A 24,031-nucleotide genomic window follows, 5' to 3' on the forward strand; every position below is an offset into this window, starting at 1 on the left:
CCCCAGGCTCCGGGACATTTACCGTCCCTCACCTGGGGTTATCAAGCTCTACTTTAAGGTTAGAACTTAGCGCTTCTCGATGGTCTCGGAGAACTGACCGGACTCATCCTTAGCCCACGTGATGGTGCCGTTCTCGAAGGACTGAGTCCAGCCGTCGGCTGCGTCGCCCTTCTCCGGAGCGGTCGGCAGACCCAGCTCGTTGTCCAGGCCGCCGCCGTTGTTCCAGGTCTCACCGATCTTGCCGATCAGCGGAACTGCACCATGATCCTTGGAGTTAGCGATCCAGCCCTTTTCAAAGGTTGCCAGGGAGCCGTTCTCGCCCTCGGCAAACTCGGCGAGCTTACCGAAGGAACCGGACTCGCCGCCCTCGTTGTCCCAAGCGGTCTTGACGTCCTTCGGCAGCTCAACTTCTTCACCGCTAGCGGTCTGGACCTTCTCGGTCTCACCCTCGGCGCCCTCAGCGTCAGCGCCCTCAGAGTCAGCACCCTCAGCCTCGGACTCACCGTCCTCGCCTTCACCGGCCTTCGCGGTAGCAGAGTCGGCAGCCTCACCAGCCTTCTCAGTAGCGGAGTTTGCTGCGTCGCCAGCCTTGTCCTTGGCGTCCTCAGCATCGTCAGAGCATGCAGCAACACCGAAAACCAGGGATGCACCTGCAGCCAGTGCCACTGCGGAACGACGGAAGCGCTTGTTGGAGTTCATTACTAATACCTTTCTGTCGGCTCTTTTTCAGCTCTCGCTTATTGCAAAAGCAATACCCCCTATTCCTAATAGTGTTCCAACGAAAAATACACGTTTTGTTTAGGATCTTTAACCCAATCGGAACCAATTCTTTATTTTCGCCGCGCGCCTTGAGAAGTCTTTTTCTTACCTCTTTTCTTTGTTTTATCTGCATTTTTATGGACGCCACCACTCCCGCGCTTAGCCACCTGCCGCGAGCTACTCGCGGTGCGCCCTTTACATATTCCAACGAAGTCCTGGATGACGTCACTGTCGGATTCGGTAAGCCACATCAGAGCCACGCGGGTGCGGGGGCAGGTGGTGGCGTCAATCCCTGAAAGATCCCGATGCACCACCCCGCGCTGGTTAATAGCCCGCAGCAAGGGGCGCGGCGCGACGGCGATGCCAACATTGGCAGCAACCACCTGCAGGGCTTCGCGCAGAGCTATCACATTATCCCAGCCGGTAGAAGGAGTGACGTACATGAGTTTCTCGTCGGCCAACTCCCGGAAGTCTATGGAATCCATGACCTTGACGGGATGCTCCTTAGGTGCGGCAACGCCGATCTGCTCCTCGTAGAGGGCAACCTCGTGCATGTAAGCCGGGCGCTCGAACCCTTCCGTCGGGAGGCGCACCAAAGCAACATCCGCCTGGCCTGCGCGAATATAGGGCAACGGATCGTCGGTGCCCGCGCTGGCGATCTTCCACCCGGGAACCCGCTCGTCGAAGCGACGGAACCACTTATCCGGCTGTACGCCAGTGCTAAAGACAACTTTTAGGTGCTGGCGCGGTTTCGCGGCGTGGTTCTGCTGAGTGGGCATGGCACCAATAATAGAGCCGTTCATTAGAATGATGAACATGACTGACGCGATCCCAAGTTACAAGTCCGGCCCGCCCATGAAGCCTGCCACCGCCGCAAAGAAGCTGGCCATCTACCTTCCAGCCACGCCGCAGGAGTTTCAAGATTCCGCACTTACCCATGAGCAATTCGTGGAGCTGCAGAAGAACCCGCCTGAGTGGCTACAGACGCTGCGCCGAGAGGGGCCACACCCTCGCCCCGAGGTAGCTCGCAAGCTGGGCATTAGCATTACGTCGCTGAAGAACAATGACATGGACAAGCCACTGACGACCGCGGAGATTAAGGCATTGCTTGAAAAGCAGCCGGAGTGGCTGCGAGAGGCTCGCCGTAAGTTGGCTAGTGAGCGCGAGGAGACGGGGCGTCAATAAGTTCAGCTAGAGGCGGCACAAGAATAAGAAAAAGGCGAGGATAAGCCCGATATTTCGGACCTTTCCTCGCCTTTTCGCCTTTGGCCATTGACCTTCGGCCTTCGATGGTGACGAGCCATCAGAAGCTTTATCCGGTAAGCAACCTCCAGGTGACGAAGCTGACGGTTGCCGGGTAACCGGATGAACAACCACAGCACCTCGGAGGAGAAAGTGGCTACCGATGCTCATGCGCTTCGGGGAGAAGAGAGAAACCCTCGTCGCATGAATACTGCGCCGACAACTGAACTTTCGACAGGTGCTGCAATATATTCCACAACTGCAGTGCGCCTCAGGTGACTAGCCTGCGACACATCCATGAGGTTAGCCAAGCCTCACCTAGCTTGTCAATATTTAAACAACAAAAATGTTGAATAAATCGCTGACCTGGTTCTTTGCTGGGCGGGGGTGGCCAGCTTTCACAGCAGGGGTGAAGCAACAACCGTGTGTGGCACATAACGGTGTGTTTTCTCCCAACATCGAGGGGTTTCCTTGTACTTTCGCCCCAAAGAAATGCTATTCTCATAAGCAACGCAGAGATGCACGTCACAATAGCGACGTAACATCGGGCTGCAACACACAAAAATCTCTATAACCGACTTTGCTGCCCTCTGGCGCTACGCACGCTGCTGGAATCCCAGTAGTCCAAGTTCGACAGTTCAAGCAGCCAACGTCTTGGTTTGAAAGGAACCCATGAAGAACTTCCTGCCACGCAACATTTTCGAAGAAGAGCACAACATGTTCCGCGAGGCCTGCGCGGACTTCGTGAAGGCCGAGATCGCCCCGAACGTTGATCGCTGGCACGAGCAGGGCTACTGCGACCGCGAGATGTTCCAGAAGGCCGGTCAGCAGGGCCTGCTGGGCATGATGGCTCCGGAGGAGTTCGGCGGCGGCGGTATGGAGAACGACTACCGCTTCAACGCTGTATTGACCGAAGAGCTGGCTAAGGCTGACTCCGGTTCCGTTATCGTGGGCATCCAGACCATCAACGACCTGGTCATCCCCTACCTGCAGCGCTTCGGCAACGACGAGCAGAAGGAGCGTTTCCTGAAGCCGCTGTGTGCCGGTGAGAAGATCGCCGCACTGGCCATGACCGAGCCGGGCGCAGGTGCCGACCTGGCTGGCATCCGCACCTTCGCTAAGAAGGACGAGAACGGCGACTACATCGTTAACGGCGCGAAGACCTTCATCTCCAACGGTGTCCAGGCAGACTTCACCCTGCTGGTCGTCGTAACCAACCCGGAGAAGGGCCGCGCAGGCGTTTCCATGCTGATCGTTGAGGACGGCATGGAGGGCTACACCAAGACCGGCCCGCTGAAGAAGGTCGGCCTGAAGTCCCAGGACACCGCCGAGCTGTCCTTCGAGGACACCCGCGTCCCGAAGGAGAACCTGCTGGGCGAAGAGGGCGCTGCATTCGGCTACCTGCGCACCAACCTGGCACAGGAGCGCCTGTCCATCGCCGTGGGCTCCATCGCTACCTCCCGCCGCGCATTCGACCTGGTTTACAAGCACTCTCAGGACCGCAAGACCTTCGGTCAGCGCCTGATCGACCACCAGGCATACCGCTGGGAGCTGGCTAAGATGGCCACCAACATCCAGGGCTCTCAGTCCTTCGTCGATGCCTGCATCATGGAGAAGGTCAACGGCACCCTGGACGAGGTCACCGGTGCAATGGCTAAGTACCAGACCACCGAGCTGCAGATCGAGGTTGTCAACGAGGCTCTGCAGCTGCACGGCGGCTACGGCTTCATGCTGGAGTACCCGATCTCCACCCACTACCTGGACTCCCGCGTCCAGCCGATCTACGGCGGCCCGAACGAGATCATGATCGAGATCATCTCTCGCCGCCTGGCCAAGGGCGAGAACTAAGGCCTAGCCCTACTCCCCCTTAAACTGCGGTGGTCGCTTTCCTAGGAAGGCGGCCACCGCTTCGCTATGGTCGGCGGTGTTAAACAGGCGCAGCTGTGCCTCCGCCTCCGCTGCGGCAGCATCGCTGATGGCCGAAGTGTTCTTCACCAGCGCCTTCATCTCCTTATATGCTGCAGTCGGTCCAGCGGCGAAGTCGTTAGCCAGCTTCTCCACGGTCGCCTCGAGCTCGGCCGGCTCCACGAGCTGCTCAACTAGGCCCAGCTCTGCGGCTTCCTCGGCGGGCACCTTGCGATCCAGGAGCAGCAACTGCAGGGTCTTCGCACGCCCCACGCAGTCCACAAGAGTTTGCGATAGCCCCGAGTCCGCAGCCAGTCCCACGCCCGTGAAAGCCCCCTTGAAAGAGGCGGCCGTGGACATTACGCGGAAGTCACAGGCCATTGCCAGTCCCCAGCCCGCACCTGCCGCCGGCCCCTGGAGCGCGGCGATGGTCGGCACGCTGATCCCGGCGAGAAGCTCAGTCATCGGGTTGTACTCCTCCACCACCTTTTCCATCCCCGTGCGGTTTTGCGTATCCCGCAGCTGTTCCTTCAGATCCTGCCCGGAGCAAAACGCCTTACCGTTGGCGCGCAGCACCACGGCACGCACCGCCGAGCCTAGTTCTTCGGAATCCTTTTGTGTGTTGCGGAAAGCCTCAATCAGCGCAAGACGCAGCGCTTTGTCTAGAGAATTGTATGCTTCCGCACGGTTGATGGTGATGTATCGTACGCCGGCCTTGTCCTCGACCAGCACAAGATTAGTGTTTTCGCTCATACGGGTTACGCTACGTGGAACACGTGCGTAAAGCTGCGTTTTGGCGCAGATGTTGTCGCGGTTTTTGTTTAGCGACGCCCCCCACGCCATCGACCGCCTCATGCCCCGCTGGCGCGGGGATGGCTAGCGGGGTTGGGCGATAACCTCGGCGCCGGAAGCCCTGAGGGCGTCCAGAGCCTGGGTAGCGCCGTCCTCGCTCACCGCGGCGCAGAAATCCTCGATAACCGTCACGCCGAAGCCCGCCCGGAGCGCATCTTCGGCTGTTGCGCGCACGCAGAAGTCGGTGGCGATGCCCACGATCGTTACGTTTTCTACCTCGTGGGAGTTCAGCCACTGCTGCAGTGTCTGCTCCTCGCCCGCGAGGTGGCCTTCAAAGCCGGAATAGGCGGCGGTGTATTCGCCCTTGTGGAACCAGACGTCCACGAGTTCAGGGTTCAGCTCGGCGCAGACCTGTGCGCCGTGGGTGTCGGCTACGCAGTGGACCGGCCAGGTGTCCTTGTAGTCTGGCTCCTCCCCCTCTGGCGCAAAGTGGCCTTCGGGCTTGATGTGCCAATCCTTGGTGCCGACGATGAGCGGGCGGGCGGCAGCCGAGGAACCGTCGCCGGTCTCGGCTTCCTCCTCCTCGGCGTGCACCAGGCCACCCAGCCAGGCGTTGATCCCCCGCGCCACCTCTAGACCCCGGTCGGTCCCCAGGGAACCATCGACGAAGTCGTTTTGAACGTCGACGACGATGATTGCATCCTTCGCCTGCGTGCTGACCATAGTGCTAAACCCCTTTTCTTAAGGTCGCTTGCCTTCTTAGACCAGCTTCCAGTCTTCCAGGCCCTCGTACAGCGGGAAGTCCTCGGCGATCTTGTCCACGCGGGCGCGCAGCGCAGCAATGTCCGCGTTGCCGGCCAGAGCGGTACCGATGACATCTGCGACCTCAGTGAAGGCCTCGGTATCCAGGCCGCGGGAGGCCAGAGCAGAGGTACCGATGCGCAGGCCCGAAGTGACCATCGGCGGGCGCGGGTCGAAGGGTACAGCGTTGCGGTTGACGGTGATGCCAACCTCGTGCAGCAGGTCTTCGCCCTGCTGGCCGTCCAGCTGAGAGTTGCGCAGGTCAACCAGCACCAGGTGTACGTCGGTGCCGCCGGTGAGCACCTGCACGCCAGCGTCCTTCGTATCCTGAGCGTTCAGGCGCTCCGCCAGGATCTTCGCACCCTCGAGGGTGCGCTGCTGACGGTCGCGGAATTCGTCAGTCTGCGCCACCTTCATGGCCACGGCCTTAGCAGCGACGGCGTGCATCAGCGGACCACCCTGCTGGCCCGGGAAGACGGAGGAGTTCAGCTTCTTGGCGTACTCCTGCTTAGCCAGGATCATGCCGGAACGGGGGCCACCCAGGGTCTTGTGGACGGTGGTGGAAACCACGTCGGCGTGCGGAACCGGCGACGGGTGCAGGTCTGCGGCAACCAGGCCAGCGAAGTGCGCCATGTCCACCCACAGCTTCGCCCCGACCTCGTCGGCGATGGACTTGAAAGCTGCAAAGTCCTGGTGGCGCGGGTATGCAGACCAGCCGGCGATCAGCACCTGCGGCTTTTCTGCAATGGCCTCCTCGCGGATCTTGTCCATATCCAGGCGGAAGGTCTCCGGATCCACCTCATAAGCGGCAACCTCGTAGAGCTTGCCGGAGAAGTTCAGGTGCATACCGTGAGTCAGGTGGCCACCGTGGGCCAGGGACAGGCCCATGATCTTATCGCCGGGGTTAGCCAGGGACATTAGGACAGCAGCGTTGGCCTGTGCACCGGCGTGCGGCTGCACGTTGGCGAACTCCGCACCGAAGACCTGCTTGGCGCGGTCGCGGGCCAGGTCCTCAACGACGTCCACGTGCTCGCAACCGCCGTAGTAACGACGGCCCGGGTAGCCCTCGGCGTACTTATTGGTGAGCACCGAGCCCTGCGCCTGCAGCACGGCGCGCGGCACGAAGTTCTCCGAGGCAATCATCTCCAAGGTGGTGCGCTGGCGGCGCAGCTCACCTGCGATAGCCTCTGCGACCTGGGGATCCAGCTCCGCCAGAGGAGTGTTGTGCTGTTGCGAGTTCTGAGTGGACGAATTCTGCGGAGAAGTCACGTCTACCAAGGCCTTCCATTGTGGATGAATCTAAAAAGATAAAACCGGTTGCTTATCTGCCTCACTATCATAGCGAGTGCCCGTGACACCCCATACCCAACCCACAGCCATCCCATTGCGGTCCTCCGGCCGACCGATGGCGATCCAATTTCACCTTGCCCCATTTTCGGGGCACAATGGGTGCTATGACTTCCCCCAGCCCTTACATTGAGCTGGACCGTACTCAGTGGCGCACCTTAAGAAAGTCGATGCCCCAGGTCCTCACCGAAGATGAACTGGAACAACTCCGCGGCATCGGCGACGAAATCGACCTGGAAGAAGTCTCCGAGGTCTACCTCCCGCTGTCCCGCCTGATTTTCCTACGCGTCGAAGCGCACCGCAGGCTCAACGCAGCCACTGAAACATTCCTCGGCGAGGCAATGCCGCCGATCCCTTACATCATCGGTGTCTGCGGCTCCGTAGCCGTCGGCAAGTCCACCACTGCCCGCGTGCTGCAGGTTCTGCTGCAGCGTTGGGAGACAAACCCGCGGGTGGACCTCGTAACCACCGACGGCTTCCTGCTGCCCACCGCAGAACTCGAGCGCCGCAAGCTCATGCACCGCAAGGGCTTCCCGGAGTCCTACGACCAGGCAGAACTACTGAGCTTCATCACCAAGGTGAAGTCCGGCACCCAAAAGGTGCAGGCTCCGGTGTACTCCCACGAAGCCTACGACCGCATTCCGGACCAGACCATCACCGTCGACCGCCCAGATATCCTCATCGTCGAGGGGCTAAACGTTCTGCAGACCGGCCCCACCCTCATGGTCTCCGACCTCTTCGATTTCTCCGTTTACGTCGATGCCCGGCGCGAGGACATCGAGGATTGGTACATCGACCGCTTCCTGCGCCTGAAGAACACTGCGTTTAAGGATCCGAAGGCGCATTTCCACCACTTCGCCAACTTCAGCGATGAAGAGGCCACCGTGGTCGCTAGGGAGATCTGGCAGACCGTGAACCTGCCGAACCTGATGGAGAACATCCTTCCCACCCGCGTGCGTGCTTCCTTGGTTCTGCGGAAGGGCCCAGACCACCTGGTGCAAAAAGTGCGGATGCGGAAGATCTAGCCCCGCGCTCTATCGCGGGAAGTTGCTGTCCGCGCCCTATCGCCGGTTATCCCCCGCCTAAAGCCCGAAGCGCCTATGCCGCTGCGAGTAGTCGCGAAGCGCACGCAGGAAATCCACGCGCCGGAAGGCCGGCCAATAGGTATCGGTAAACCAGATCTCCGAGTACGCGGACTGCCACAGCAGGAAACCAGATAGGCGCTGCTCCCCCGATGTGCGAATCACCAGGTCTGGGTCCGGCTGACCCGAGGTGTACATGTGGTTCCCCAGCGCCTCGGCGGTGATTGCCTCCGCCATGGCCTCCGGCGCGGTCCCCTGATCTGCCAGCTCAGCCACGAGGGTTTGCACCGCATCCACGATCTCCTGGCGCCCGCCGTACCCCACGGCCACGTTCACACGCACGCCCGTGTGGTCGTCCGTCTTGACCTGGTTTTCCTCCAGGCGAATGCGCAGCTGTTCAGGCAGTAGCTCTAGGTGACCGACGGTGCGCAGCTGGAACCCGGCGTCAGAATCCGCCAATTCCTCGGCAACATCGCCAATGATGCTGCACAGCAACGACAGCTCCTCCGGGGAGCGCTTTAGATTTTCGGTGCTGAGCAGGTACACCGTGACGGTTTCGATCCCCAGCTCATCGCACCATCCGCACATTTCCGCGATCTTCTTCGCCCCCACGCGGTGGCCGTGCGACACATCGGTGAAACCGTTCTCGCGCGCCCAGCGGCGGTTGCCGTCGGCCATGATGGCGACGTGCTTCGGCCGCGGCTTATCGCGCAACGAGCGCGCCAGGCTGGCCTCGTACGCTGGGTATAGCAGCTGGGGGATGCGGTTCACGTTGTTGATCCTACTGATGCTGGTTCGGGGGTTCTTCGCCGTCCTTCTTGACGCCCTTAGCCCGCGCCCGCTCAGCGTCAATCGCAGCGGGGCCGGTCAGTGTGCCAGAGGAGGGCAAGAAACGCTCATCTGTCTGTGGCACCTCAGTTCGGGCGAACATGGAGCGCTTGCTGGCAGTATCGTCGAACTCCTCGGCCTTCATTGCAGCTTCCAGCTTCTCCGTGTCGAACAGGTCGATGCCACGCGCATCGGCGAATGCCCGGCGGCGCTCCAGGCGGCGGATGCGCTTGTTCATGGCGAAGCCGATGAGCAGCACAACCAGCAGCAAGATGACGATCACGAACAGACCCACGGGGGCGGCCTTACCGAACTCGGCACCCTTCGGGCCGGTGCGCTCTGCCTGCGCAATGATCCAGGTGGCGGTGTTCATCGCTCGAAACTCCTTCTTGTTATCTGCCCATTAACTGTAGTTTGTCGCCCGCCTCTGGGGAAACCCTGCGCTGCGCGGATCGGCCCAGTACTGCGCTAATCCGCTGATTCCAACCCGGCGAAGAGTTCCGACTCCGGCAGCTCGCTGTGCACGCGCGACTGCGCGAGCTCGAACTCCTCGGTCGGCCACACCTGCTGCTGCAGATCCGTGTCCGCCAGAAAGAATGCACCCTTCGGGTCAATCTGAGTGCGGTGGGCACGCAGCGCATCATCGCGACGCTCGAACCAGTTAGCCACATTCACCCGGGTAGTCACGCGGGAGAAAATATCCGGCAGCTGCCTCCACAACTCCAAGTGCCGCAGGACGTGCTCCGGCAGCTGTGCGCCACGCTCGTACATGGCGGTGGCCAAGTTCTCGAAACGCTCGCGGATGAACCCATGGGTGTAGTACAGCTTCTTCACCTCCCACGGTTCGCCCAGCTCCGGGTGGTAGCTCGGGTCGCCGGCAGCCTCCCAGGCACGGACGGAAACCGCATGCACCTTGATGTGATCAGGGTGGGGGTAACCGCCGTGCTCGTCGTAGGTGATGATGACATGCGGGCGGAACTCACGCACCACCCGCACAACGTTTTGCGTGACCTCTTCCGTGTCCTGCAAGGCAAAGCAGCCCTCCGGCAACGGCGGCTTCGGGTCGCCCTCGGGCAGACCGGAATCCACATAACCGAGCCATTCATGCTCCACGCCCAGGATGGAGGCCGCCTGAGCCATCTCCTCGCGGCGCACCTCAATCATCTCTCCGACGCCCTGCTCAGCCAGCTCCTGCATCTCTGGGTTCAGGATGTCCCCCCGCTCACCGCCGGTGCACGTCAGTACCTTCACCCGGTGGCCTTCATCGACATAGCGGGCCATGGTGGCCGCACCCTTGCTGGATTCGTCGTCCGGATGTGCGTGAATCGCCAGCAGGCGATAACGCGGCGTATCTACGGAAGCTCTCTTTTCACTCACGCCAATACAATCTACTACCCCGCCCTCCCCTACCCAATAGAGCCATCCGTCCAGGCAAGCCGGGGACGTGGGCGTCAATAATAAAAGGGTGGGCTAGACTAGAGACATCATGAACGCGGCGAAGAAGAGCATCCAAAAAGAGCGCTACGGCGAAACGCGCAACCAGAAGTTCTCCGGGAAAATCGTTGTAGTAATCCTGGCCGTAATGCTGGCAGCAGCGCTGACGTATGCGGTCACGCAGTTCATGCGCAATTCGGAAGCGGATGTTACGGCGCAGGAATCCGGCGGCGAGATCGTCTCGGACGAGCGCATGACCATGAGCATCGACGTCACCCGCAAGGATCCCTCCAAGCCCGCGTACTGCATCGTCACCGCCCTGGACTACGACAAGAATGAAGTCGGGCGCCGTGAGTTCGTCGTGCCACGCGGCGGTGAAGAAGTAGAACGCTTCCTAGTGGACATTCCCACCCGCGAGCGCGGATACGCAGCCACCGCCTACGGATGCTCGTCCACTCTGCCGCCGCACCTCGACCCGCGCGACTAAGCCGGAAGGCTAAGCCGACCTTCGCGACTAAGCCGGGCAGCCCAGGTAGCCTGGCGCCCAGGTGCTACACTTTGCACGCCTACTTAATAATCTATTGACGCCCACGTGAGAGACCGCGTCAACCTTCAACGAAGATGGGAGAACCCAATGGCCGAGAACCAGACTCGCTGGCTGACCCAGGAATCTTACGACCGACTGAATGCAGAACTGACGGCTCTGAAGGAGAACCGTCCGGTGCTGGCAGCCGAGATTAACGAGCGCCGCGAAGAAGGCGACCTGAAGGAGAACGGCGGCTACCACGCAGCCCGCGAGCAGCAGGGCCAGGAAGAAGCACGCATCACCTACCTGGAGGAACTGCTGGATAGCGCCACCATCGGTGAGGCTCCGCAGGAGTCCGGCGTGGCACTGGTTGGTTCCGTGATCCACGTTTACTATGACGGTGACGAGGACGACAAGGAGACCTTCCTGATCGGTACCCGTGGCCTGGAGTCTTCTAACCCGGACCTGGAGACCTACTCCACCGACGCTCCACTGGGTGCGGCCATTGTTGGAGCCAAGGTCGGTGAGACTCGCGAGTACCAGACCCCTGCCGGCGAGACCGTCTCCGTGACAATCGTTGCCGCTGAGCCTTACGATCCGGACCTGGACGTTCCGCGCGCGGATCAGTAGTTTCTACTTTGCAGGCAGCTAAACCCTCTGGTTGCTGGCTGGCGGTAATAGAAAAGGGCGCCTTTGGGCGCCTTTTCTTGTTTTCCTCTGCCTGCAGGTCTCCCTGCAGGGCCCAATGCTGCCCCGGCGACATCTTTCCCACCCAGGCAGCGCCTTGTGCGCCCTTCGGAGCGGTTACTTGTGCGCCCTTCGGAGCGGTTAAATGTCGGAAAAGTTGCAATTTGTTATTGGAAGACATGCTCATTTACCTAAACCTGCAGGTCAGAGCGTTTTGTTACTCACGTGCCGTAGGCTGGAAAATTAGTTTTGCAACTTTTCCGACATTTCCCGCTCTAACAGCGAGATCCCCGCACACCGGCAGCCCCCGCTCTAGCAGCAAAGTCCCCCGCCACCTTTGCGAACCCCCCTATGCAGCAGCAGAAAGGGGCTCCCGGTTAACCGGAAGCCCCTCAACTAACAGCGCCTCAAGGTCTAAACCCCAGGCTCCTAAGACTCAAAAGCCCAGTCTCCAAGGCGCTAGCCCCTGACTAGCCCTAGCCTCAGCGCTAGCTCCTGAAGCACTAGTCCCTGAAGTAGGACAGCAGGCGCAGGATCTCGGTGTACAGCCAGACCAGGGTAACGGCCAAGCCCAGCGCCACACCCCAAGCCATCTTCGACGGAGCACCAGCGCGAACCAGACGGTCAGCCTGGTCGAAATCCAGCAGGAAGCTCATGGCCGCGATACCGATGCAGACCAGGGAGAAGATGATAGCGATCGGGCCACCGTCACGAAGGATGCCTGCGGATCCCGTAACCAGAGCAAACACCAGGTTACCCAGAGCCAGAACCAGGATGCCGATCATGGCACCCACCAGGAAGCGGGTGAACTTCGGGGTCACACGGATAGCACCAGTCTTGTAAACAAACAGCATGCCAATGAACACGCCAATGGTTCCCAGAACCGCCTGGGCAATGAGCATGCCGGCGTCAGTATCACCAACCGCAGCGCCAGACACCAGGAACGTAAAGCCACCAACAAACAGGCCCTCGAAGGCGGCGTAGGTCAGCGTGACCGGCGCGGAATCGTACTTCTTGCCGAAGGCAGAAACCAGAACGGCGATCAGACCACCGATCATGCCGACGAAGGTCAGGATCATCGCCAGGCCGGGGTTGTTCAGGCCAATGATGAAGTTCACCACTGCCAGAGCAATGATCACGGCCAACGTGATACCGGTCTTGGTGACAACGTCATCAACGGTCATCGGACGGTCGGCACTGCCAGCCTGGCCGTAGTTGGCTGCGTCCTGCATGCCGTAACCCATAGCGGCGGTCTGCACACCACCGTGAGCGGAGGTCGCATAGGGGTTCATCCCCTGCTGGCCGTAGCCACCCTGGTTGCCCTGCTGTGCGAACGGGTGCTGGCCCTGGTTCTTGGCCAGCGACCCCATGAACGGGTTCGAGCTTTTCATTCTTTAGTACTCCAAAGTTGTGCTGGTCATTTTCGGTGCCGGAGCCTAGCGATTAGCCACCGGCGCTTTCGCGTACATCCTACCAACGGCTTAGTCTGCATAAAGGTTCCCACAAGCAAAAATTCGCACTCCCCCGCACCTTCGGCGACCTATTCATTTGCTTAGAAATGTTCTAGATCGAACACACTTCCCCGGCCTTTTAGGTAGTCTCCCAAACATGAAACGAACCAACTACAAGCGCCTATCCGTAGCCGCTCTGCCCGCCGACCTGGAAGTAGAGCTGCGCGAACTCACCACCAACGCCCGCCTTCACAACCTCAACGACGATTACGACGGCAAGCGCCTGGAGATCGAGGCTCCGTTCCTCGGCGAGACGATCGGCTGGGTCGCCAGCGGTGACGCCGACGATGTCACCGAAGCCTTCCGCTTCGCCCGCCGTGCCCAGCAGTCCTGGGTGCATGTCCCCTTCGCCGAGCGCAAACGCATCTTCCGCCGCTTCCACGACCTGGTGCTGAAGAACGCCGAACTGCTCTGCGACATGGTGCAGCTGGAGACCGGCAAGAACCGTGCCAGCGCCTTTGACGAGGTCATGGACGTCGCCAACAATTCGCGTTACTACTCCAACAACGTGGAGAAGTTCATGAAGCCGCGCAGGCGCGCCTCGGCGATGTCGATCATGGCGAAGTCCATCGAATACCGTCACCCGCTGGGTGCGGTTGGCCAGATCAGCCCGTGGAATTACCCGCTATCCCTCGGCATTGGCGACGCGATCCCCGCGCTGCTCGCCGGAAACGCTGTGGTCGCTAAGCCCGACTCTGCTACGCCTTTTACCTCGCTGTTGGTCTTTAAGTTTCTTTTTGACGCCGGACTGCCGCGCGACCTGGTGCAGTTAGTTACCGGTTCCGGCCGCGTGGTTGGTAGTGCCATTGCGGATCAGTGCGACTTCTTGATGTTCACTGGCTCCACCGCAACGGGCAAGGTTTTGGGCGAGCAGGTTGGCCGTCGTCTGATCGGCTATTCCGCCGAGCTGGGTGGCAAGAATCCGCTGATCATCGCCACTGACGCGGACGTCAACTACGCCGCCCGCGGCGCTATCGATGCGTGCTTCTCTAACTCCGGTCAGCTGTGTGTTTCCATCGAGCGCATCTATGTCGAGCGTGCGTCCTACGAGGATTTCGTGGGCGCGTTTTCCTCGCGAGTGCAGTCCATGAGCCTGGGCAGCGGCTTCGAGTGGGAGACGCAGATGGGCTCGCTGGCTTCCGCTAGCCAGCTGGAGACCGTGGAGAAGTACGTGGAGGACGCCCGCGAGAAGGGGGCGAACATCCTGTGCGGTGGTAAGAAGCGCCCGGATCTGGGCCCTTACTTCTACGAGCCGACGGTCATGGTCGACGTTCCAGAGGATGCGCTGCTGCGCACCGAGGAGGTCTTCGGCCCGGTGGTGTACATCGAGCCGGTGGAGGATCTGTACGACGCGATTGAGCTGGCCAATGATACGGACTACGGCCTGAACGCCTCTGTGTTTGCCGCCGATGACACTGCTTGGCAGATCGGTCCGAAGATCGAGTCCGGTTCGGTGGCTCTGAACGATGGCTACACCTCCAGCTGGGCGGCCATCGATAACCCCATGGGCGGCATGAAGGAATCCGGTGTCTCCCACCGCCATGGCGCGGAAGGGTTGCAGAAGTACACAGCAACGCAGAACGTCACCTCGCAGCGCTTTATGTACTTCCGCGGGCCGGAGTCGCTTAGCCGGAAGAGCTTCTCCAAGGCTATGCTCACGCTGCTGAAGGCCGGCAAGACCTTCCGCATGCTGCCGTAGCAGCGATTTCCGCCGCGCGATGCTCGCGCGGCTGTCACCCTCGGGTGGCTGCCACTACCTCGGCGGCCACCCTTTTTGCATGCACACCCACGCCAGTGATGGTGGCGGAGCCGGGCCCCACCCAATCGCCATAGCCCACGAGGAAAAGGCCGGGATGCTGGGGCGAGGGGGCGTCACCACGAAAAGAGAGCAACCCGCGAAAAGGACCGAGGGCGGGGCGGAACCCGGTGCACCAGATGAGGTGGTCGGCGGAAACGTCATCGAGGGTGGAGAACATCTGCGTGGGGCGCAGGCGGCCGGTATCGCGAGCGCGGCGGACGGCAGGGAGCATGACGATGTCCCCGAGGCTAGAATCGGCGCCGGGGTCTTCCTTACCTGCGGAAATGGCGAGGTATCGCTCGCGGTTGCGGCGGAAAAGCTCCGCGCCGTCGACGTCGTCAGGCATCCAGCGTGGCGGGTGGCGGACGAACCAGGTGACCTCGGCGATGTCAGCCAAGTCGGCGGCGATCTGCGCGCCCGAGTTAGCCGCTCCGACGACGGCCACGGAGGAACCAGCGAATGGCTCCGGCCCCGAATAGGTGGCGGTGTGCCACTGCCGGCCGGCAAACTCGCCTGGATAGTGGGGAACGAAAGGCGCGGACCAGGTGCCCGTGGCGGCGACGACAGTGCGGGCGCGCCAGATGTGGGCGCGGCTGGTGTGGGAGGTGCTAGACGAGTAGCCATCGCCTCTACCCGGGCGGGCATGCAGTTGAAACAGCCCGGTCGAGTCGTCGTACTCCACCCGTTCGATATGCACGGGACGGACGACGGGCAGGTCGTAGCGGCGTTCGTATTCGCGCAGGTAGTCGACCACATGGCCGGGCGGTGGATAGCCTTTAGGCCCGTTGTAGCTGGGCATCGGCATGCCCGGGAGGTTAGAGAAGTTGGTGTCGGAGAATAATGTCATCGACGGCCACATGTGCCGCCAGGCCCCGCCTGGCGCGGGCTGATCGTCGAACACCGCAAAGTCAGGGGCTTTGCGCCCCCGCCTGTCCTCCCGGCGCAGGTAGAAGGCCGTGGCCAGGGCGGATTGGCCGCCGCCGACAATGGCGCAGTCCAGGATGCGGTTTAAGTCAGGGGCTGAAGCTGAGACTGGTTCTGTCATGAGTTGCCTGCCAGGAAGGACCTAGCGTCCATTGGCCGGGCGGATCGTCAGCGACTCGACCATGGCATCGTCCGTCGCGTCAATGGCCAGGCGCACAGCCTTCGCCACCGATTCCGGGCGCAGGTACTGAGTTTCGTCGTAATCCGCTTCGGCCACACCGCGGTGGGCCTGGATCTGACGCTGCATGTCGGAATCGACCTTGCCTGGGTGGATGGAGCTCACGCGGATCTTGTCGCGCTGCTCCTCCCGCAGCGCATCAGTGTAGGCACGCAGGGCGAACTTCGTGGTGGCGTATGGCCCAAAGCCCACGCTGGAGCGGTAGCCCGCGCCGGAGTTGATCGTCACCACGGTTCCGTGCGCCGCCTGCAGCGCACCGAGGAGCTGCCGGGTGAGCTCCGCAACCGCAAACAGGTTGATGTCGAAAGCGTGTTTCCACTGCTTAGGAGTGGTTTCGGTGACCGGGTCGTGGGCCACCACGCCTGCGGAGTGCACTAGCACGTCCAGGCTGTTCAGTCCCAGTTCTGCCACGGCTGCACCGATGCCTTCCGTATCGGCGAGATCCGCCACGAAGCCTTGCGCGCTCGGGAACTGGGAGGCAACGTCGTGGGCCTTCTCCGAGCTGCCACCGATGATCAGGTGGTAGTCGTCCTGCAGTTCGCGGGCAATCGCCAGGCCGATGCCTCGCGTGCCGCCGGTAATCAGTGCGATCTTGCGTTCCATTGCTGTTTTCCTTCCTCTGCTCTCTTGTTCTCTTGCTCTGTACCCTTGCGCGTTCTCGCTTTATTTATGGTCGGGCGCCACTGTGCCCAGCCACGCCGTCGCGTGCGGGATATGCTGCGCGATCTTCAGCGCCGAGGTCGGCGCCGGGCCGTACGGGGTAAGGGAGGCTATATATGACGCCGCAGCGTGCATCGCCACACCGATCGCAGCCGAATCGACCACGTAGTCTGCCTCGTGCGCCTCCAACTCGTACTGCCCGGCTTCTGTGTAACCGGTGTCCCGCGCCCGCTTGCCGGCATCGCGTGCTACCAGCGCACCCAGAATGCCCGCGAGTACGTCGCCGGATCCGGGAGTGGCGGCCCAAGACGATGCGGTATCGACAACCACGGTGCGCTGTGGGTTGGCGATGATGGTGAAGCGCCCCTTCAGCAAAACCGTGCAATTCAGCTCGCGGGCCAGTCGTTCGGTGGAGGTGATTCGGTCCGGCGATTCCGCTGGCAGCCCGGCCGCCTTGGCCAGCCGATCAAACTCCCCATCGTGCGGGGTGAGCAGCGTGGGAGCGTTGCGCGCACGCAGAATCTCTAGAACGTCAGGGTTCTTCGCCAGGACGGTGATCGCGTCAGCGTCCAGAACCAAGGGCTGCACCATGTCTAGAACGGCGAGCAGCTCATCGCGGGCGTCACGGTCCGTGCCGCGGCCGGAGCCGACCATGCGCGCCTGCACCTGCCCCGCTCCACGGACCACAGGGTGCACAACAACTTCCGGGGTGATGGCCAGAACGTATTCGGGGTGCTCGCCGATATAGCGCACCATCGAGCTGGTGGTGTTCACCGCCGCGAGCGTGGCCAGCACGCCTGCTCCCAGATAGTCCTTGCTGCCCGCGCAGATGCCTACTACCCCGCCGGAGTATTTGTCCTCCACTGCCCCCGGTTCGGCGGGCAGTTCCCCAGGCAAGGGTTCCAGGCTGCCGAGCAGCTGCGCAGCCATATCTTCCCGCGCGAGGTGTTCGACCGGCGTGTGCCACAAAGAGACGGTGCTTTGGGCACTCTCGGCACTCTCCGCGTTTCCGAGCCTGGCCAGCTCGGCGGAAAGCATAGAGCCATCGTCCAAGCCGATGTCCTCGCACAGCACCGTTCCGCACTCGGCGCTGAGGCCGTGCGCCCGGCGCAGCCCACCGAAAGTGACGGTCACGTCGGCACTAACGTGCCTGCCCGGCGCCTTGCCGGTATCAGCAACCACACCGCTGGGAAGGTCGATGGCCAGCACGCGAGCCCGGCACTTCCTTCCAGCGCGCACCCCCTGGGCTTCTCGCAGGAACTCATCGACCTCCACCGGGATCTCGCCACGCCCGCCGAGGCCGAACATCCCGTCGACGATCAAGCGATAGCTGTCTGCTCGCTCCAGACCGACGAAGCTTCCGCCCGCCGCCGTAAACGCCCGCGCGGCGCGCTGGTGCACGCGGTCAGCGCCTTCGAGCGGGTAGGCCTCAACCTTCCTCCCCTGCATCGCAAGAACCGCGCCGGCGTACAACGCATCGCCGCCGTTTCCTCCCGGGCCGACCAGCAGCAACACGGAACCTTCCGCGGCGCCCGCTGGCTCCCCTGCTAGGGCCAGCATCTTTTCCGCCACGACCGCCACTGCGTGCGAGGCGGACTGCATCAGCTCATCCTCCCGCTGCTCGCGGGGGAACAAGGCAGCCTCGGCCGTGCGGATGTCCTGGGCTGTGTAAAGAGTGCGCATATCTCCCATGATAGGTGTGCAGCGCACCTCCCCTGCGCTCGAACCGGACCTCCACCCCTGCCCCCGTGGTGGCGTCCTAAAAAATCGTTTCCCAAAGGTATCCCAAAGAGCTAGACTGCAAAGTCTGAACTGATGCGCCGGCAGCGCGCATAAAACCTCATAACCACCTCACTTTTTGAATAAAGGTTCATTCGCTTCACATGCCTCGCCCAATAAATAAAAATCAACGGTACGTATCCGGACTCGATGGGCTGCGAACGATCGCAGTTGCCGTGGTTGTGCTCTACCACCTGCACGTTCCCGGCTTCGTCGGGGGTCTCATGGGCGTGGGCGTGTTCTTCACGCTGTCGGGTTACCTCATCACCGCCAACCTCATGCGTTCGTGGGACAAGAAGGGCAACCTGACGCTCCGTACCTTCTGGTTGCGCAGGTTCCGGCGCCTTATGCCGGCGGTGATAGTCACGTTGGTCGCCACCCTGATCCTGACGGCGGCGCTCACTCGTGACGAGCTCACCGATCGTTTCTGGGAAGCACTTTCCGCCCTGTTCTACGTGAACAACTGGCACACCATCTTCCAGGAGAAATCCTACTGGGATAACTTCGGCGGCCCGAGCCCGCTGAGCCACATGTGGTCGCTGTCCGTCGAAGAACAGTTCTACCTGCTCTGGCCCCTAGTGCTGCTTGCGCTGCTGGTGGTTACCCGCTCGCGGATTGGTGCGCTGATTGGGACCTTGCTGCTGACGGGCGCCTCTTTTGCCTGGATGTGGGGGCTGGCAACCCCAGGGATGGACAACACCCGCGCATACGAAGGCACCGATACTCGCGCCGGCGCCCTGTTGTTGGGTGCGTGCCTGGCGATTTGGCTTTCCTCCCGTCGCCAAGCGGGTAAGTCCGTCGAGCCTGCGAAAAGCACCGCGAACCTGTTTGGCCTCATCGGCTTGGCGGGCATCGTGGCGCTCGTCGTGCTGGTGGAGCAGGAGTCAATGTTCCTGTACCACGGTGGGCTGATCTTGCTTTCCGTGGCCTCTGTGCTGGCGATATTCTCCGTCCTGCACCCGCAGAGCCTGTGGAGCCGAGTGTTGGGCTTTGGCCCCATCCGCTGGCTCGGCGAGCGCTCCTATGGCATCTACCTATGGCACATGCCGGCGATTGCCTTCATGCCGCAGTCGTGGCTGGAGAACAATAAGCTCGTGGCCAGCGTTATCACCATCGGCGTGAGCGTTGCGCTGGCCGCTATCAGCTGGACGCTTATCGAGGATCCGATCCGCAAGCATGGCGTGATCCCGCCGATCAAGGCATGGCTGCGTAGTCGCAAGGCAGACCGCGAGGTCGGCGACAGCCGCGACAACTCGGGCGCGCTCTCGGGCATCTTCCGCCAGCCCTTCCCCACCTACTTCACGTCCGGTGCCGCTGTGGTGTTGGCCGCGGTGGTCGCTATTGGTGCGACGCCCATTAGCATCAACCCCACGCCGTCTCAGCAGGAAGCTGGCGCGGGTAAGGGCGGCGAGCCTGCGATGGAGCTGGATCCGTCGCAACGCCCGGGTGGTGCTGGAAAGGCTGATGGGGCGCAGAACCCCGCTGCTGAAGGGCCTGCCGAGGATGTCGGCCAGGAACCGGAATCCAAGCTTATGAGCTGCAAGCGCGTGGTGCACGTCGGCGATTCCACGTCCATCGGCATGTTCGCCAACGACATGGTGACCGATCCCGAGAACACGGCCTTCGAGACATACCTGAAGTACGGTGCCGAGGAAGTCATTGACAGTGTATTCGGCGCGCGCAACACCACCGAGGGCTGGCAGTCCGAAGACGGTTCGCAAAGCTACCCACCGGCCATCGACTCCGTACAGGAGCTGCTGCCCACCGCAGCTGGCCCGGATACCTGCTGGGTTATCGCTACCGGTGTGAACGATGCGGCGAACTACGCGGCGGGCGCAAACCTGGCTGCCCCAGAGCGCATCAAGATCATGATGGACATTCTGGGCGACCAAAAGGTCATGTGGCCGACGGTCACCACCAACACTAACGAGGGCTACTACGCAAACTCCAACATGGAGGAGTTCAACCAGGCTCTGCGTGACGCGCAGAAGGATTACCCCAACCTGCGGGTCTACGACTGGGCCGCCGAGGCGAAGCCCGAGTGGTTTGCCGAGGGCGATTTCGCCCACTACGGCCCGGAGGGCAACAGCCAGCGCGCCGAGCGCTTCCCCGCTGCCCTTGCCAAGGCCTACCCAAAGTCGAAGGGCGGCCAGCCCTCCGACGAGTTGGTGGTGAACTCCGGGCTGTAGAGCCAACTCCCAAGAACATAAACTCCCAAGAACGTGCGGAAGCGCATTGAGCTTCTATACGTTCTTCTTTAATACAAGGCTTATGCAGCGCTCGTGAGATTAGCGCTCATAGGCGGTTCAACGTGTAGTAGCCCAGGCGTGGAATCACCGGAAAACGCCAGCCGAGACCAGCGAGGCCAACGGAACCAGTGGAACTCGCGGAACGAGTGGAAGAACGTGGTGCGCTCTGACGAAGCTCCGGCTGCGGAAACCGATGCGGCGACTAACTCCAGCACGCACCCCTTCCACGGAGCCTTTTGCGCCGGTATCGCAAATCCAACAGCCAGCTTTCAATCCCAATTCAGCCCCCGGTGCCGGCCCGGGTTCCGGCCCCGCGCCCGTATTCGGCCCGGGCATGGCTCCCCCACCTGCGGCGGCGCAGGCCTTGGCGCAGGTTCAGCCTCCGAAGAAGAGTTCGGCGCTTCTGCCGGCAATCGTCACCTTCATTGTCTGCGTCCTGCTGCTGGCGGGTGGTCTGTTCGGATACAAGAAGCTTACCGAGCCCTCCGGTAGCGAGGCTGCCCCCCCGGCAAGCCTTCCGCAGCCTCAGGCGCGGATCCTGACACAGAGTCCGGTGCAGGATCTGATGCAGAGCCAGCCGCGGAAGACTCCGACGACGGAACCGAGTCCGGTGGGTCTAACGAGTCCGGGGAGCAGTTTGACGCCGCCGACCTGGTCCCACGGATGGCCTCCATGACGGTGCCCGACTTCAGCGTGCTGGAAGATGCCGAACGTTCCAATGAAACGAATTTTCCGGCAGTCACCTTAAACGATGGTAGGTACGTCGCACCCGACTATGGTTTCAATATCAGACTTGGCAGCGACACCCCTGAGGCTGGTCGTGACGAGATCTCCCCAATCTACGCCCAAGGCGACCTCAACGGTGACGGGGAGGACGAGATCGTCGTGCAAATGTACAGCAACCGGGGAGGAAACAGCTACGTTAACCACTTCGTGGTGTACGACAAGAACCTCACCCCGATGGGCTACACCCAGGTGGATGACCTCGACGAAGATCTGCCGACGATGGGTCTGTGTGGCCAGACGGCCGACGAGGTGAAGGTCGAGGATGGAAAGCTGTTCGTCGATTACCTTTAGTCCCCTAGCCCACTCGCTAGTCCTGCTTAAACTCGCGGGCGATCAGCAGCTTCATAATCTCGTTCGTGCCGCCGTAGATGCGCTGCACGCGGGCATCCGTGTACATGCGGGAGATCGGGTACTCGCGCATGAAGCCGTAGCCGCCGAACAGCTGCAGACAGCGGTCCGCCACGGAGCTCTGCAGGTCGGAGGCCAGGTACTTCGCTGCCGAGGCCTGTGCGGGCGTCAGCTTGCCCTCAATGTGTAGCGCCGTGCAGTAATCGGTTAGCGTCTTCGCCGCCAGCGTCTCACTCGCGCACTCGGCCAGGACGAACTGGGTGTTCTGGAACCCTAGGATCGGACGTCCAAACGCCTCGCGCTCATTGACGTAGCGGATAGTTTCGCGCACAGCACCCTCGCACGCGGATGAACCGGCGATGGCTAGGATCAAGCGCTCTTGCGGCAGCTGCTGCATCAACTGTACGAAGCCCATACCTTCCTTGCCTCCCAGCAGGTTATCGGCGGGCACGCGCATGTCGGTGAAGAAGAGCTCACGGGTGTCCTGACCACGCTGGCCGATCTTGTCCAGCACGCGGCCACGCTCGAAGCCCTCGAGTTCCTTGGTCTCGGCGACGATCAAGGACAGTCCCCTGCCGCCCGGCTGGTCGTTGGTGCGGGCGACGATCACCACAACGTCGCAATGCGTGCCGTTAGTGATGAAGGTCTTCGAGCCGTTGATTACCCACTCGTCGCCGTCGAGCTCCGCGCGTGTTTTGATGGCCTGCAGGTCGGAGCCGGTTCCGGGCTCGGTCATGGCGATAGCGCCGACCAGCTCACCGCTGGCCATTCCCGGCAGCCAGCGCTTACGCTGCTCCTCCGTGCCGAGTTGGTAGATGTAGTGGGCGACGATCACGGAGTGCACACCGTTGTGCCAGGCGGAGTCGCCAGCCAGGGCAAGCTCCTGCTGGATCACGGCTTCGTGAGCGAAGGTGCCGCCACCCCCGCCGTACTCCTCGGGGATGGAGGCACACAGCAGGCCAGCGTCGCCGGCCTTGTTCCAGAACTCACGCTCGACCTGGTGGTTTTCTTCCCACTTCAGCTCGTTGGGAGTTACCTCCCTGGCGATGAACTCGCGGGCGTGCAGGCGTAGCGCATCGGTTTCCTCGGTTTCCCAAGTAGCGCGGTAGTTATCCAGAATCATGTCGATGGCTCCCTCAAAAGTGAATCAAAGCGCCGGCATGTGATTTTGCCGACGAAATACTTTCCTAGGAACAACGCTACAACAGCGCGATCGTGATCTGGCTCACTTTCAAAAAGAGGTTTTAAAAGAAAAACAAAGAGTCCCCCCAGTCGGACTCGAACCGACACTGAACGGATTTTAAGTCCGCTGCCTCTGCCAATTGGGCTATAGGGGGCGTGCCATGACCTCAGCCAGCATCCCGTCCAATATATCCTTCTCGCTGACCGTGATCTCACTAAGCCCCCAATCAAGGAACTGACTCGTGAAGGTGTCCACCACGATAGAACCGCCACCGATCACATCCGCGCGGCCCGGGTGCATAGGCCCGTACTCGCAGCGTTGGGGTGGCGTCAATCCCAAAAGATTGCGCGCCGTGGCGCGGAAGTCCTCCAGCGACAGGGTGGCCATGTGGATAGCCCGCGAGTCGTACTCGGAAAGCCCCAGGGTGATGGCGGCGAGAGTGGTCATCGTGCCCGCTACGCCCACAACCTGATCCACGTCGCGCAAATCCACGTGAGAGCGCACCTGCTCCATCAGCTCCCCAACAAAGGCGCGAGCCTCGGCAACCTGCTGCTCCGTCGGCGGCTGTCCGTGCAGGAATCGCTCCGTCAGGCGCACACAGCCCATGTCTGCCGAGAAAGCCTGTGGCTCGCGCCCCGGGCCGTGCACGACGAACTCTGTGGAGCCGCCACCCAGGTCGATGACGCACACGGTACGGTCCTGTGCATCCGGTAGATCCGTGATGGCACCGCGGAAGCTCAACTCCGCCTCCTGCTCGCCGGAGATCACCTGCGCCACCGCCCCCTCGCGCACGCGACCCAGGTGCCGCCGGGTGATGTCGAAGAACTCCTCGCGGTTCGCCGCATCTCGGGTGGCGGAGGTCGCCCCCATCATCACGTCCACCACGCCGTAGTCGACCATGCGGTCGGCGTAGATCTGCAGAGCCTTGTCCACGCGCTGCAGGGCCTCGTCAGCGAAGCGACCCGTGGCATCCACGCCCTGGCCCAGGCGCACGATGATGTTATCCCTGTTGAGCTCGTTGATCTGCCCATCCGGGGTGCGCTCGCTGATCAGTAGGCGGATGGAATTCGTGCCGCAGTCGATGGCGGCGAAGCGGGGAGTCTGGGACTCGTTCTGGGGCTGGTTCTGGGCGGTGCTCATGGTTCCCCAGGC

General features: G+C 61.8%; 23 protein-coding genes and 1 tRNA gene. 9 read left to right on the forward strand and 15 right to left on the reverse strand.

The features are described from left to right. Window positions 1-66 precede the first annotated feature (66 nt). Both MHX63_RS04260 and MHX63_RS04265 read right to left on the reverse strand, forming a co-directional pair. Window positions 67-699 (reverse strand): LGFP repeat-containing protein, encoded by a 633-nt coding sequence (locus tag MHX63_RS04260; RefSeq protein ID WP_239387387.1) that lies wholly within the window; start codon window positions 697-699, stop codon window positions 67-69. A 131-nt stretch (window positions 700-830) separates the two neighbouring features. Further along, window positions 831-1,538, reverse strand: a complete 708-nt coding sequence (locus tag MHX63_RS04265) for a LysR substrate-binding domain-containing protein (protein WP_239387388.1) — start codon at window positions 1,536-1,538, stop codon at window positions 831-833. Between the two features lie 37 nt (window positions 1,539-1,575). Between MHX63_RS04265 and MHX63_RS04270 the strand changes: the two genes are divergently transcribed. Next, entirely contained in the window at window positions 1,576-1,944 is a 369-nt protein-coding gene (locus MHX63_RS04270) for a DUF5997 family protein (protein WP_239200275.1), read from the forward strand. Between the two features lie 729 nt (window positions 1,945-2,673). Next, entirely contained in the window at window positions 2,674-3,849 is a 1,176-nt protein-coding gene (locus MHX63_RS04275) for an acyl-CoA dehydrogenase family protein (RefSeq protein WP_071057189.1), read from the forward strand. A gap of 9 nt (window positions 3,850-3,858) precedes the next feature. Here the strand turns inward: MHX63_RS04275 and MHX63_RS04280 are convergent, their stop codons facing one another. The 3 genes from MHX63_RS04280 to glyA form a co-directional block, all read right to left on the reverse strand. Further along, window positions 3,859-4,659, reverse strand: a complete 801-nt coding sequence (locus MHX63_RS04280; protein ID WP_239387389.1) for an enoyl-CoA hydratase/isomerase family protein — start codon at window positions 4,657-4,659, stop codon at window positions 3,859-3,861. Between the two features lie 123 nt (window positions 4,660-4,782). Then, window positions 4,783-5,421 (reverse strand): isochorismatase family protein, encoded by a 639-nt coding sequence (locus MHX63_RS04285; protein ID WP_239387390.1) that lies wholly within the window; start codon window positions 5,419-5,421, stop codon window positions 4,783-4,785. A 36-nt stretch (window positions 5,422-5,457) separates the two neighbouring features. After that, window positions 5,458-6,768, reverse strand: a complete 1,311-nt coding sequence (glyA, locus tag MHX63_RS04290; protein ID WP_370643969.1) for a serine hydroxymethyltransferase — start codon at window positions 6,766-6,768, stop codon at window positions 5,458-5,460. Window positions 6,769-6,944: 176 nt separating this feature from the next. On the opposite strand from glyA, the gene coaA reads away from it, so the two are divergent. Next, complete coding sequence (gene coaA, locus MHX63_RS04295; protein ID WP_035004421.1) at window positions 6,945-7,871, forward strand: type I pantothenate kinase; 927 nt, start codon at window positions 6,945-6,947, stop codon at window positions 7,869-7,871. 57 nt (window positions 7,872-7,928) lie between these two features. Here the strand turns inward: coaA and MHX63_RS04300 are convergent, their stop codons facing one another. From MHX63_RS04300 to mca, 3 genes are all read right to left on the reverse strand, one after another. After that, window positions 7,929-8,699, reverse strand: a complete 771-nt coding sequence (locus MHX63_RS04300; protein WP_370643971.1) for an isoprenyl transferase — start codon at window positions 8,697-8,699, stop codon at window positions 7,929-7,931. A 10-nt stretch (window positions 8,700-8,709) separates the two neighbouring features. After that, window positions 8,710-9,129 (reverse strand): hypothetical protein, encoded by a 420-nt coding sequence (locus tag MHX63_RS04305; protein ID WP_239387391.1) that lies wholly within the window; start codon window positions 9,127-9,129, stop codon window positions 8,710-8,712. Between the two features lie 95 nt (window positions 9,130-9,224). Beyond that, on the reverse strand, window positions 9,225-10,133 hold the full coding sequence (mca, locus tag MHX63_RS04310; RefSeq protein WP_370643972.1) for a mycothiol conjugate amidase Mca: 909 nt from the start codon (window positions 10,131-10,133) through the stop codon (window positions 9,225-9,227). A gap of 109 nt (window positions 10,134-10,242) precedes the next feature. On the opposite strand from mca, the gene MHX63_RS04315 reads away from it, so the two are divergent. Continuing rightward, entirely contained in the window at window positions 10,243-10,677 is a 435-nt protein-coding gene (locus MHX63_RS04315; RefSeq protein ID WP_239387392.1) for a DUF4307 domain-containing protein, read from the forward strand. A gap of 147 nt (window positions 10,678-10,824) precedes the next feature. Next, window positions 10,825-11,346, forward strand: a complete 522-nt coding sequence (greA, locus tag MHX63_RS04320; RefSeq protein ID WP_071057200.1) for a transcription elongation factor GreA — start codon at window positions 10,825-10,827, stop codon at window positions 11,344-11,346. Between the two features lie 560 nt (window positions 11,347-11,906). Here greA and MHX63_RS04325 read toward each other — a convergent pair. Further along, a complete protein-coding gene (locus MHX63_RS04325; protein WP_239387393.1) occupies window positions 11,907-12,794 on the reverse strand; it encodes a Bax inhibitor-1/YccA family protein in 888 nt (295 codons plus the stop codon). 217 nt (window positions 12,795-13,011) lie between these two features. On the opposite strand from MHX63_RS04325, the gene MHX63_RS04330 reads away from it, so the two are divergent. Continuing rightward, on the forward strand, window positions 13,012-14,613 hold the full coding sequence (locus MHX63_RS04330; RefSeq protein WP_239387394.1) for a succinic semialdehyde dehydrogenase: 1,602 nt from the start codon (window positions 13,012-13,014) through the stop codon (window positions 14,611-14,613). Between the two features lie 34 nt (window positions 14,614-14,647). On the opposite strand, the gene MHX63_RS04335 is transcribed toward MHX63_RS04330, so the two are convergent. The 3 genes from MHX63_RS04335 to MHX63_RS04345 are packed head-to-tail and all read right to left on the reverse strand — an operon-like array spanning window position 14,648 to window position 18,217. Continuing rightward, entirely contained in the window at window positions 14,648-15,757 is a 1,110-nt protein-coding gene (locus tag MHX63_RS04335) for an NAD(P)-binding domain-containing protein (protein ID WP_239387395.1), read from the reverse strand. Between the two features lie 21 nt (window positions 15,758-15,778). Beyond that, window positions 15,779-16,477, reverse strand: coding sequence for an SDR family oxidoreductase (locus tag MHX63_RS04340; protein WP_239387396.1), 699 nt, complete (start codon window positions 16,475-16,477; stop codon window positions 15,779-15,781). 60 nt (window positions 16,478-16,537) lie between these two features. Beyond that, window positions 16,538-18,217: a bifunctional ADP-dependent NAD(P)H-hydrate dehydratase/NAD(P)H-hydrate epimerase gene (locus MHX63_RS04345; RefSeq protein ID WP_239387397.1), complete on the reverse strand. Its 1,680-nt coding sequence runs from the start codon at window positions 18,215-18,217 to the stop codon at window positions 16,538-16,540. Between the two features lie 200 nt (window positions 18,218-18,417). On the opposite strand from MHX63_RS04345, the gene MHX63_RS04350 reads away from it, so the two are divergent. The 3 genes from MHX63_RS04350 to MHX63_RS04360 all read left to right on the forward strand — a co-directional run bounded on the left by MHX63_RS04350 (window position 18,418) and on the right by MHX63_RS04360 (window position 21,639). Next, on the forward strand, window positions 18,418-20,502 hold the full coding sequence (locus MHX63_RS04350) for an acyltransferase family protein (protein ID WP_239387398.1): 2,085 nt from the start codon (window positions 18,418-18,420) through the stop codon (window positions 20,500-20,502). A 394-nt stretch (window positions 20,503-20,896) separates the two neighbouring features. After that, window positions 20,897-21,238: a hypothetical protein gene (locus tag MHX63_RS04355; protein ID WP_239387399.1), complete on the forward strand. Its 342-nt coding sequence runs from the start codon at window positions 20,897-20,899 to the stop codon at window positions 21,236-21,238. Beyond that, a complete protein-coding gene (locus MHX63_RS04360; RefSeq protein WP_239387400.1) occupies window positions 21,235-21,639 on the forward strand; it encodes a hypothetical protein in 405 nt (134 codons plus the stop codon). Before MHX63_RS04355 ends, MHX63_RS04360 begins: the two co-directional genes overlap by 4 nt. 16 nt (window positions 21,640-21,655) lie before the next feature. Here MHX63_RS04360 and MHX63_RS04365 read toward each other — a convergent pair whose 3' ends face one another. The 3 genes from MHX63_RS04365 to MHX63_RS04375 form a co-directional block, all read right to left on the reverse strand. Continuing rightward, window positions 21,656-22,819 carry an acyl-CoA dehydrogenase family protein gene (locus MHX63_RS04365; protein WP_239387401.1) on the reverse strand — a complete coding sequence of 388 codons (1,164 nt, stop codon included), beginning with the start codon at window positions 22,817-22,819 and terminating at the stop codon, window positions 21,656-21,658. A gap of 140 nt (window positions 22,820-22,959) precedes the next feature. Then, window positions 22,960-23,033, reverse strand: a tRNA-Leu gene (locus tag MHX63_RS04370). Beyond that, window positions 23,024-24,019 carry a Ppx/GppA phosphatase family protein gene (locus MHX63_RS04375; RefSeq protein ID WP_239387402.1) on the reverse strand — a complete coding sequence of 332 codons (996 nt, stop codon included), beginning with the start codon at window positions 24,017-24,019 and terminating at the stop codon, window positions 23,024-23,026. The genes MHX63_RS04370 and MHX63_RS04375 overlap by 10 nt, the downstream gene beginning before the upstream one ends. Between the last annotated feature and the right edge of the window lie 12 nt (window positions 24,020-24,031).

Source organism: Corynebacterium sp. ACRQK (genome assembly GCF_022345965.1).
GTDB lineage: Bacteria > Actinomycetota > Actinomycetes > Mycobacteriales > Mycobacteriaceae > Corynebacterium.

Coding starts and splice junctions, on each gene's coding strand:
- MHX63_RS04260 (WP_239387387.1), bottom strand. CDS start 699: ATGAACTCCAACAAGCGCTTCCGTCGTTCCGCAGTGGCACTGGCTGCA.
- MHX63_RS04265 (WP_239387388.1), bottom strand. CDS start 1,538: ATGCCCACTCAGCAGAACCACGCCGCGAAACCGCGCCAGCACCTAAAA.
- MHX63_RS04270 (WP_239200275.1), top strand. CDS start 1,576: ATGACTGACGCGATCCCAAGTTACAAGTCCGGCCCGCCCATGAAGCCT.
- MHX63_RS04275 (WP_071057189.1), top strand. CDS start 2,674: ATGAAGAACTTCCTGCCACGCAACATTTTCGAAGAAGAGCACAACATG.
- MHX63_RS04280 (WP_239387389.1), bottom strand. CDS start 4,659: ATGAGCGAAAACACTAATCTTGTGCTGGTCGAGGACAAGGCCGGCGTA.
- MHX63_RS04285 (WP_239387390.1), bottom strand. CDS start 5,421: ATGGTCAGCACGCAGGCGAAGGATGCAATCATCGTCGTCGACGTTCAA.
- coaA (WP_035004421.1), top strand. CDS start 6,945: ATGGGTGCTATGACTTCCCCCAGCCCTTACATTGAGCTGGACCGTACT.
- MHX63_RS04305 (WP_239387391.1), bottom strand. CDS start 9,129: ATGAACACCGCCACCTGGATCATTGCGCAGGCAGAGCGCACCGGCCCG.
- MHX63_RS04315 (WP_239387392.1), top strand. CDS start 10,243: ATGAACGCGGCGAAGAAGAGCATCCAAAAAGAGCGCTACGGCGAAACG.
- greA (WP_071057200.1), top strand. CDS start 10,825: ATGGCCGAGAACCAGACTCGCTGGCTGACCCAGGAATCTTACGACCGA.
- MHX63_RS04325 (WP_239387393.1), bottom strand. CDS start 12,794: ATGAAAAGCTCGAACCCGTTCATGGGGTCGCTGGCCAAGAACCAGGGC.
- MHX63_RS04330 (WP_239387394.1), top strand. CDS start 13,012: ATGAAACGAACCAACTACAAGCGCCTATCCGTAGCCGCTCTGCCCGCC.
- MHX63_RS04335 (WP_239387395.1), bottom strand. CDS start 15,757: ATGACAGAACCAGTCTCAGCTTCAGCCCCTGACTTAAACCGCATCCTG.
- MHX63_RS04340 (WP_239387396.1), bottom strand. CDS start 16,477: ATGGAACGCAAGATCGCACTGATTACCGGCGGCACGCGAGGCATCGGC.
- MHX63_RS04345 (WP_239387397.1), bottom strand. CDS start 18,217: ATGCGCACTCTTTACACAGCCCAGGACATCCGCACGGCCGAGGCTGCC.
- MHX63_RS04350 (WP_239387398.1), top strand. CDS start 18,418: ATGCCTCGCCCAATAAATAAAAATCAACGGTACGTATCCGGACTCGAT.
- MHX63_RS04355 (WP_239387399.1), top strand. CDS start 20,897: ATGGCTCCCCCACCTGCGGCGGCGCAGGCCTTGGCGCAGGTTCAGCCT.
- MHX63_RS04360 (WP_239387400.1), top strand. CDS start 21,235: ATGACGGTGCCCGACTTCAGCGTGCTGGAAGATGCCGAACGTTCCAAT.
- MHX63_RS04365 (WP_239387401.1), bottom strand. CDS start 22,819: ATGATTCTGGATAACTACCGCGCTACTTGGGAAACCGAGGAAACCGAT.
- MHX63_RS04375 (WP_239387402.1), bottom strand. CDS start 24,019: ATGAGCACCGCCCAGAACCAGCCCCAGAACGAGTCCCAGACTCCCCGC.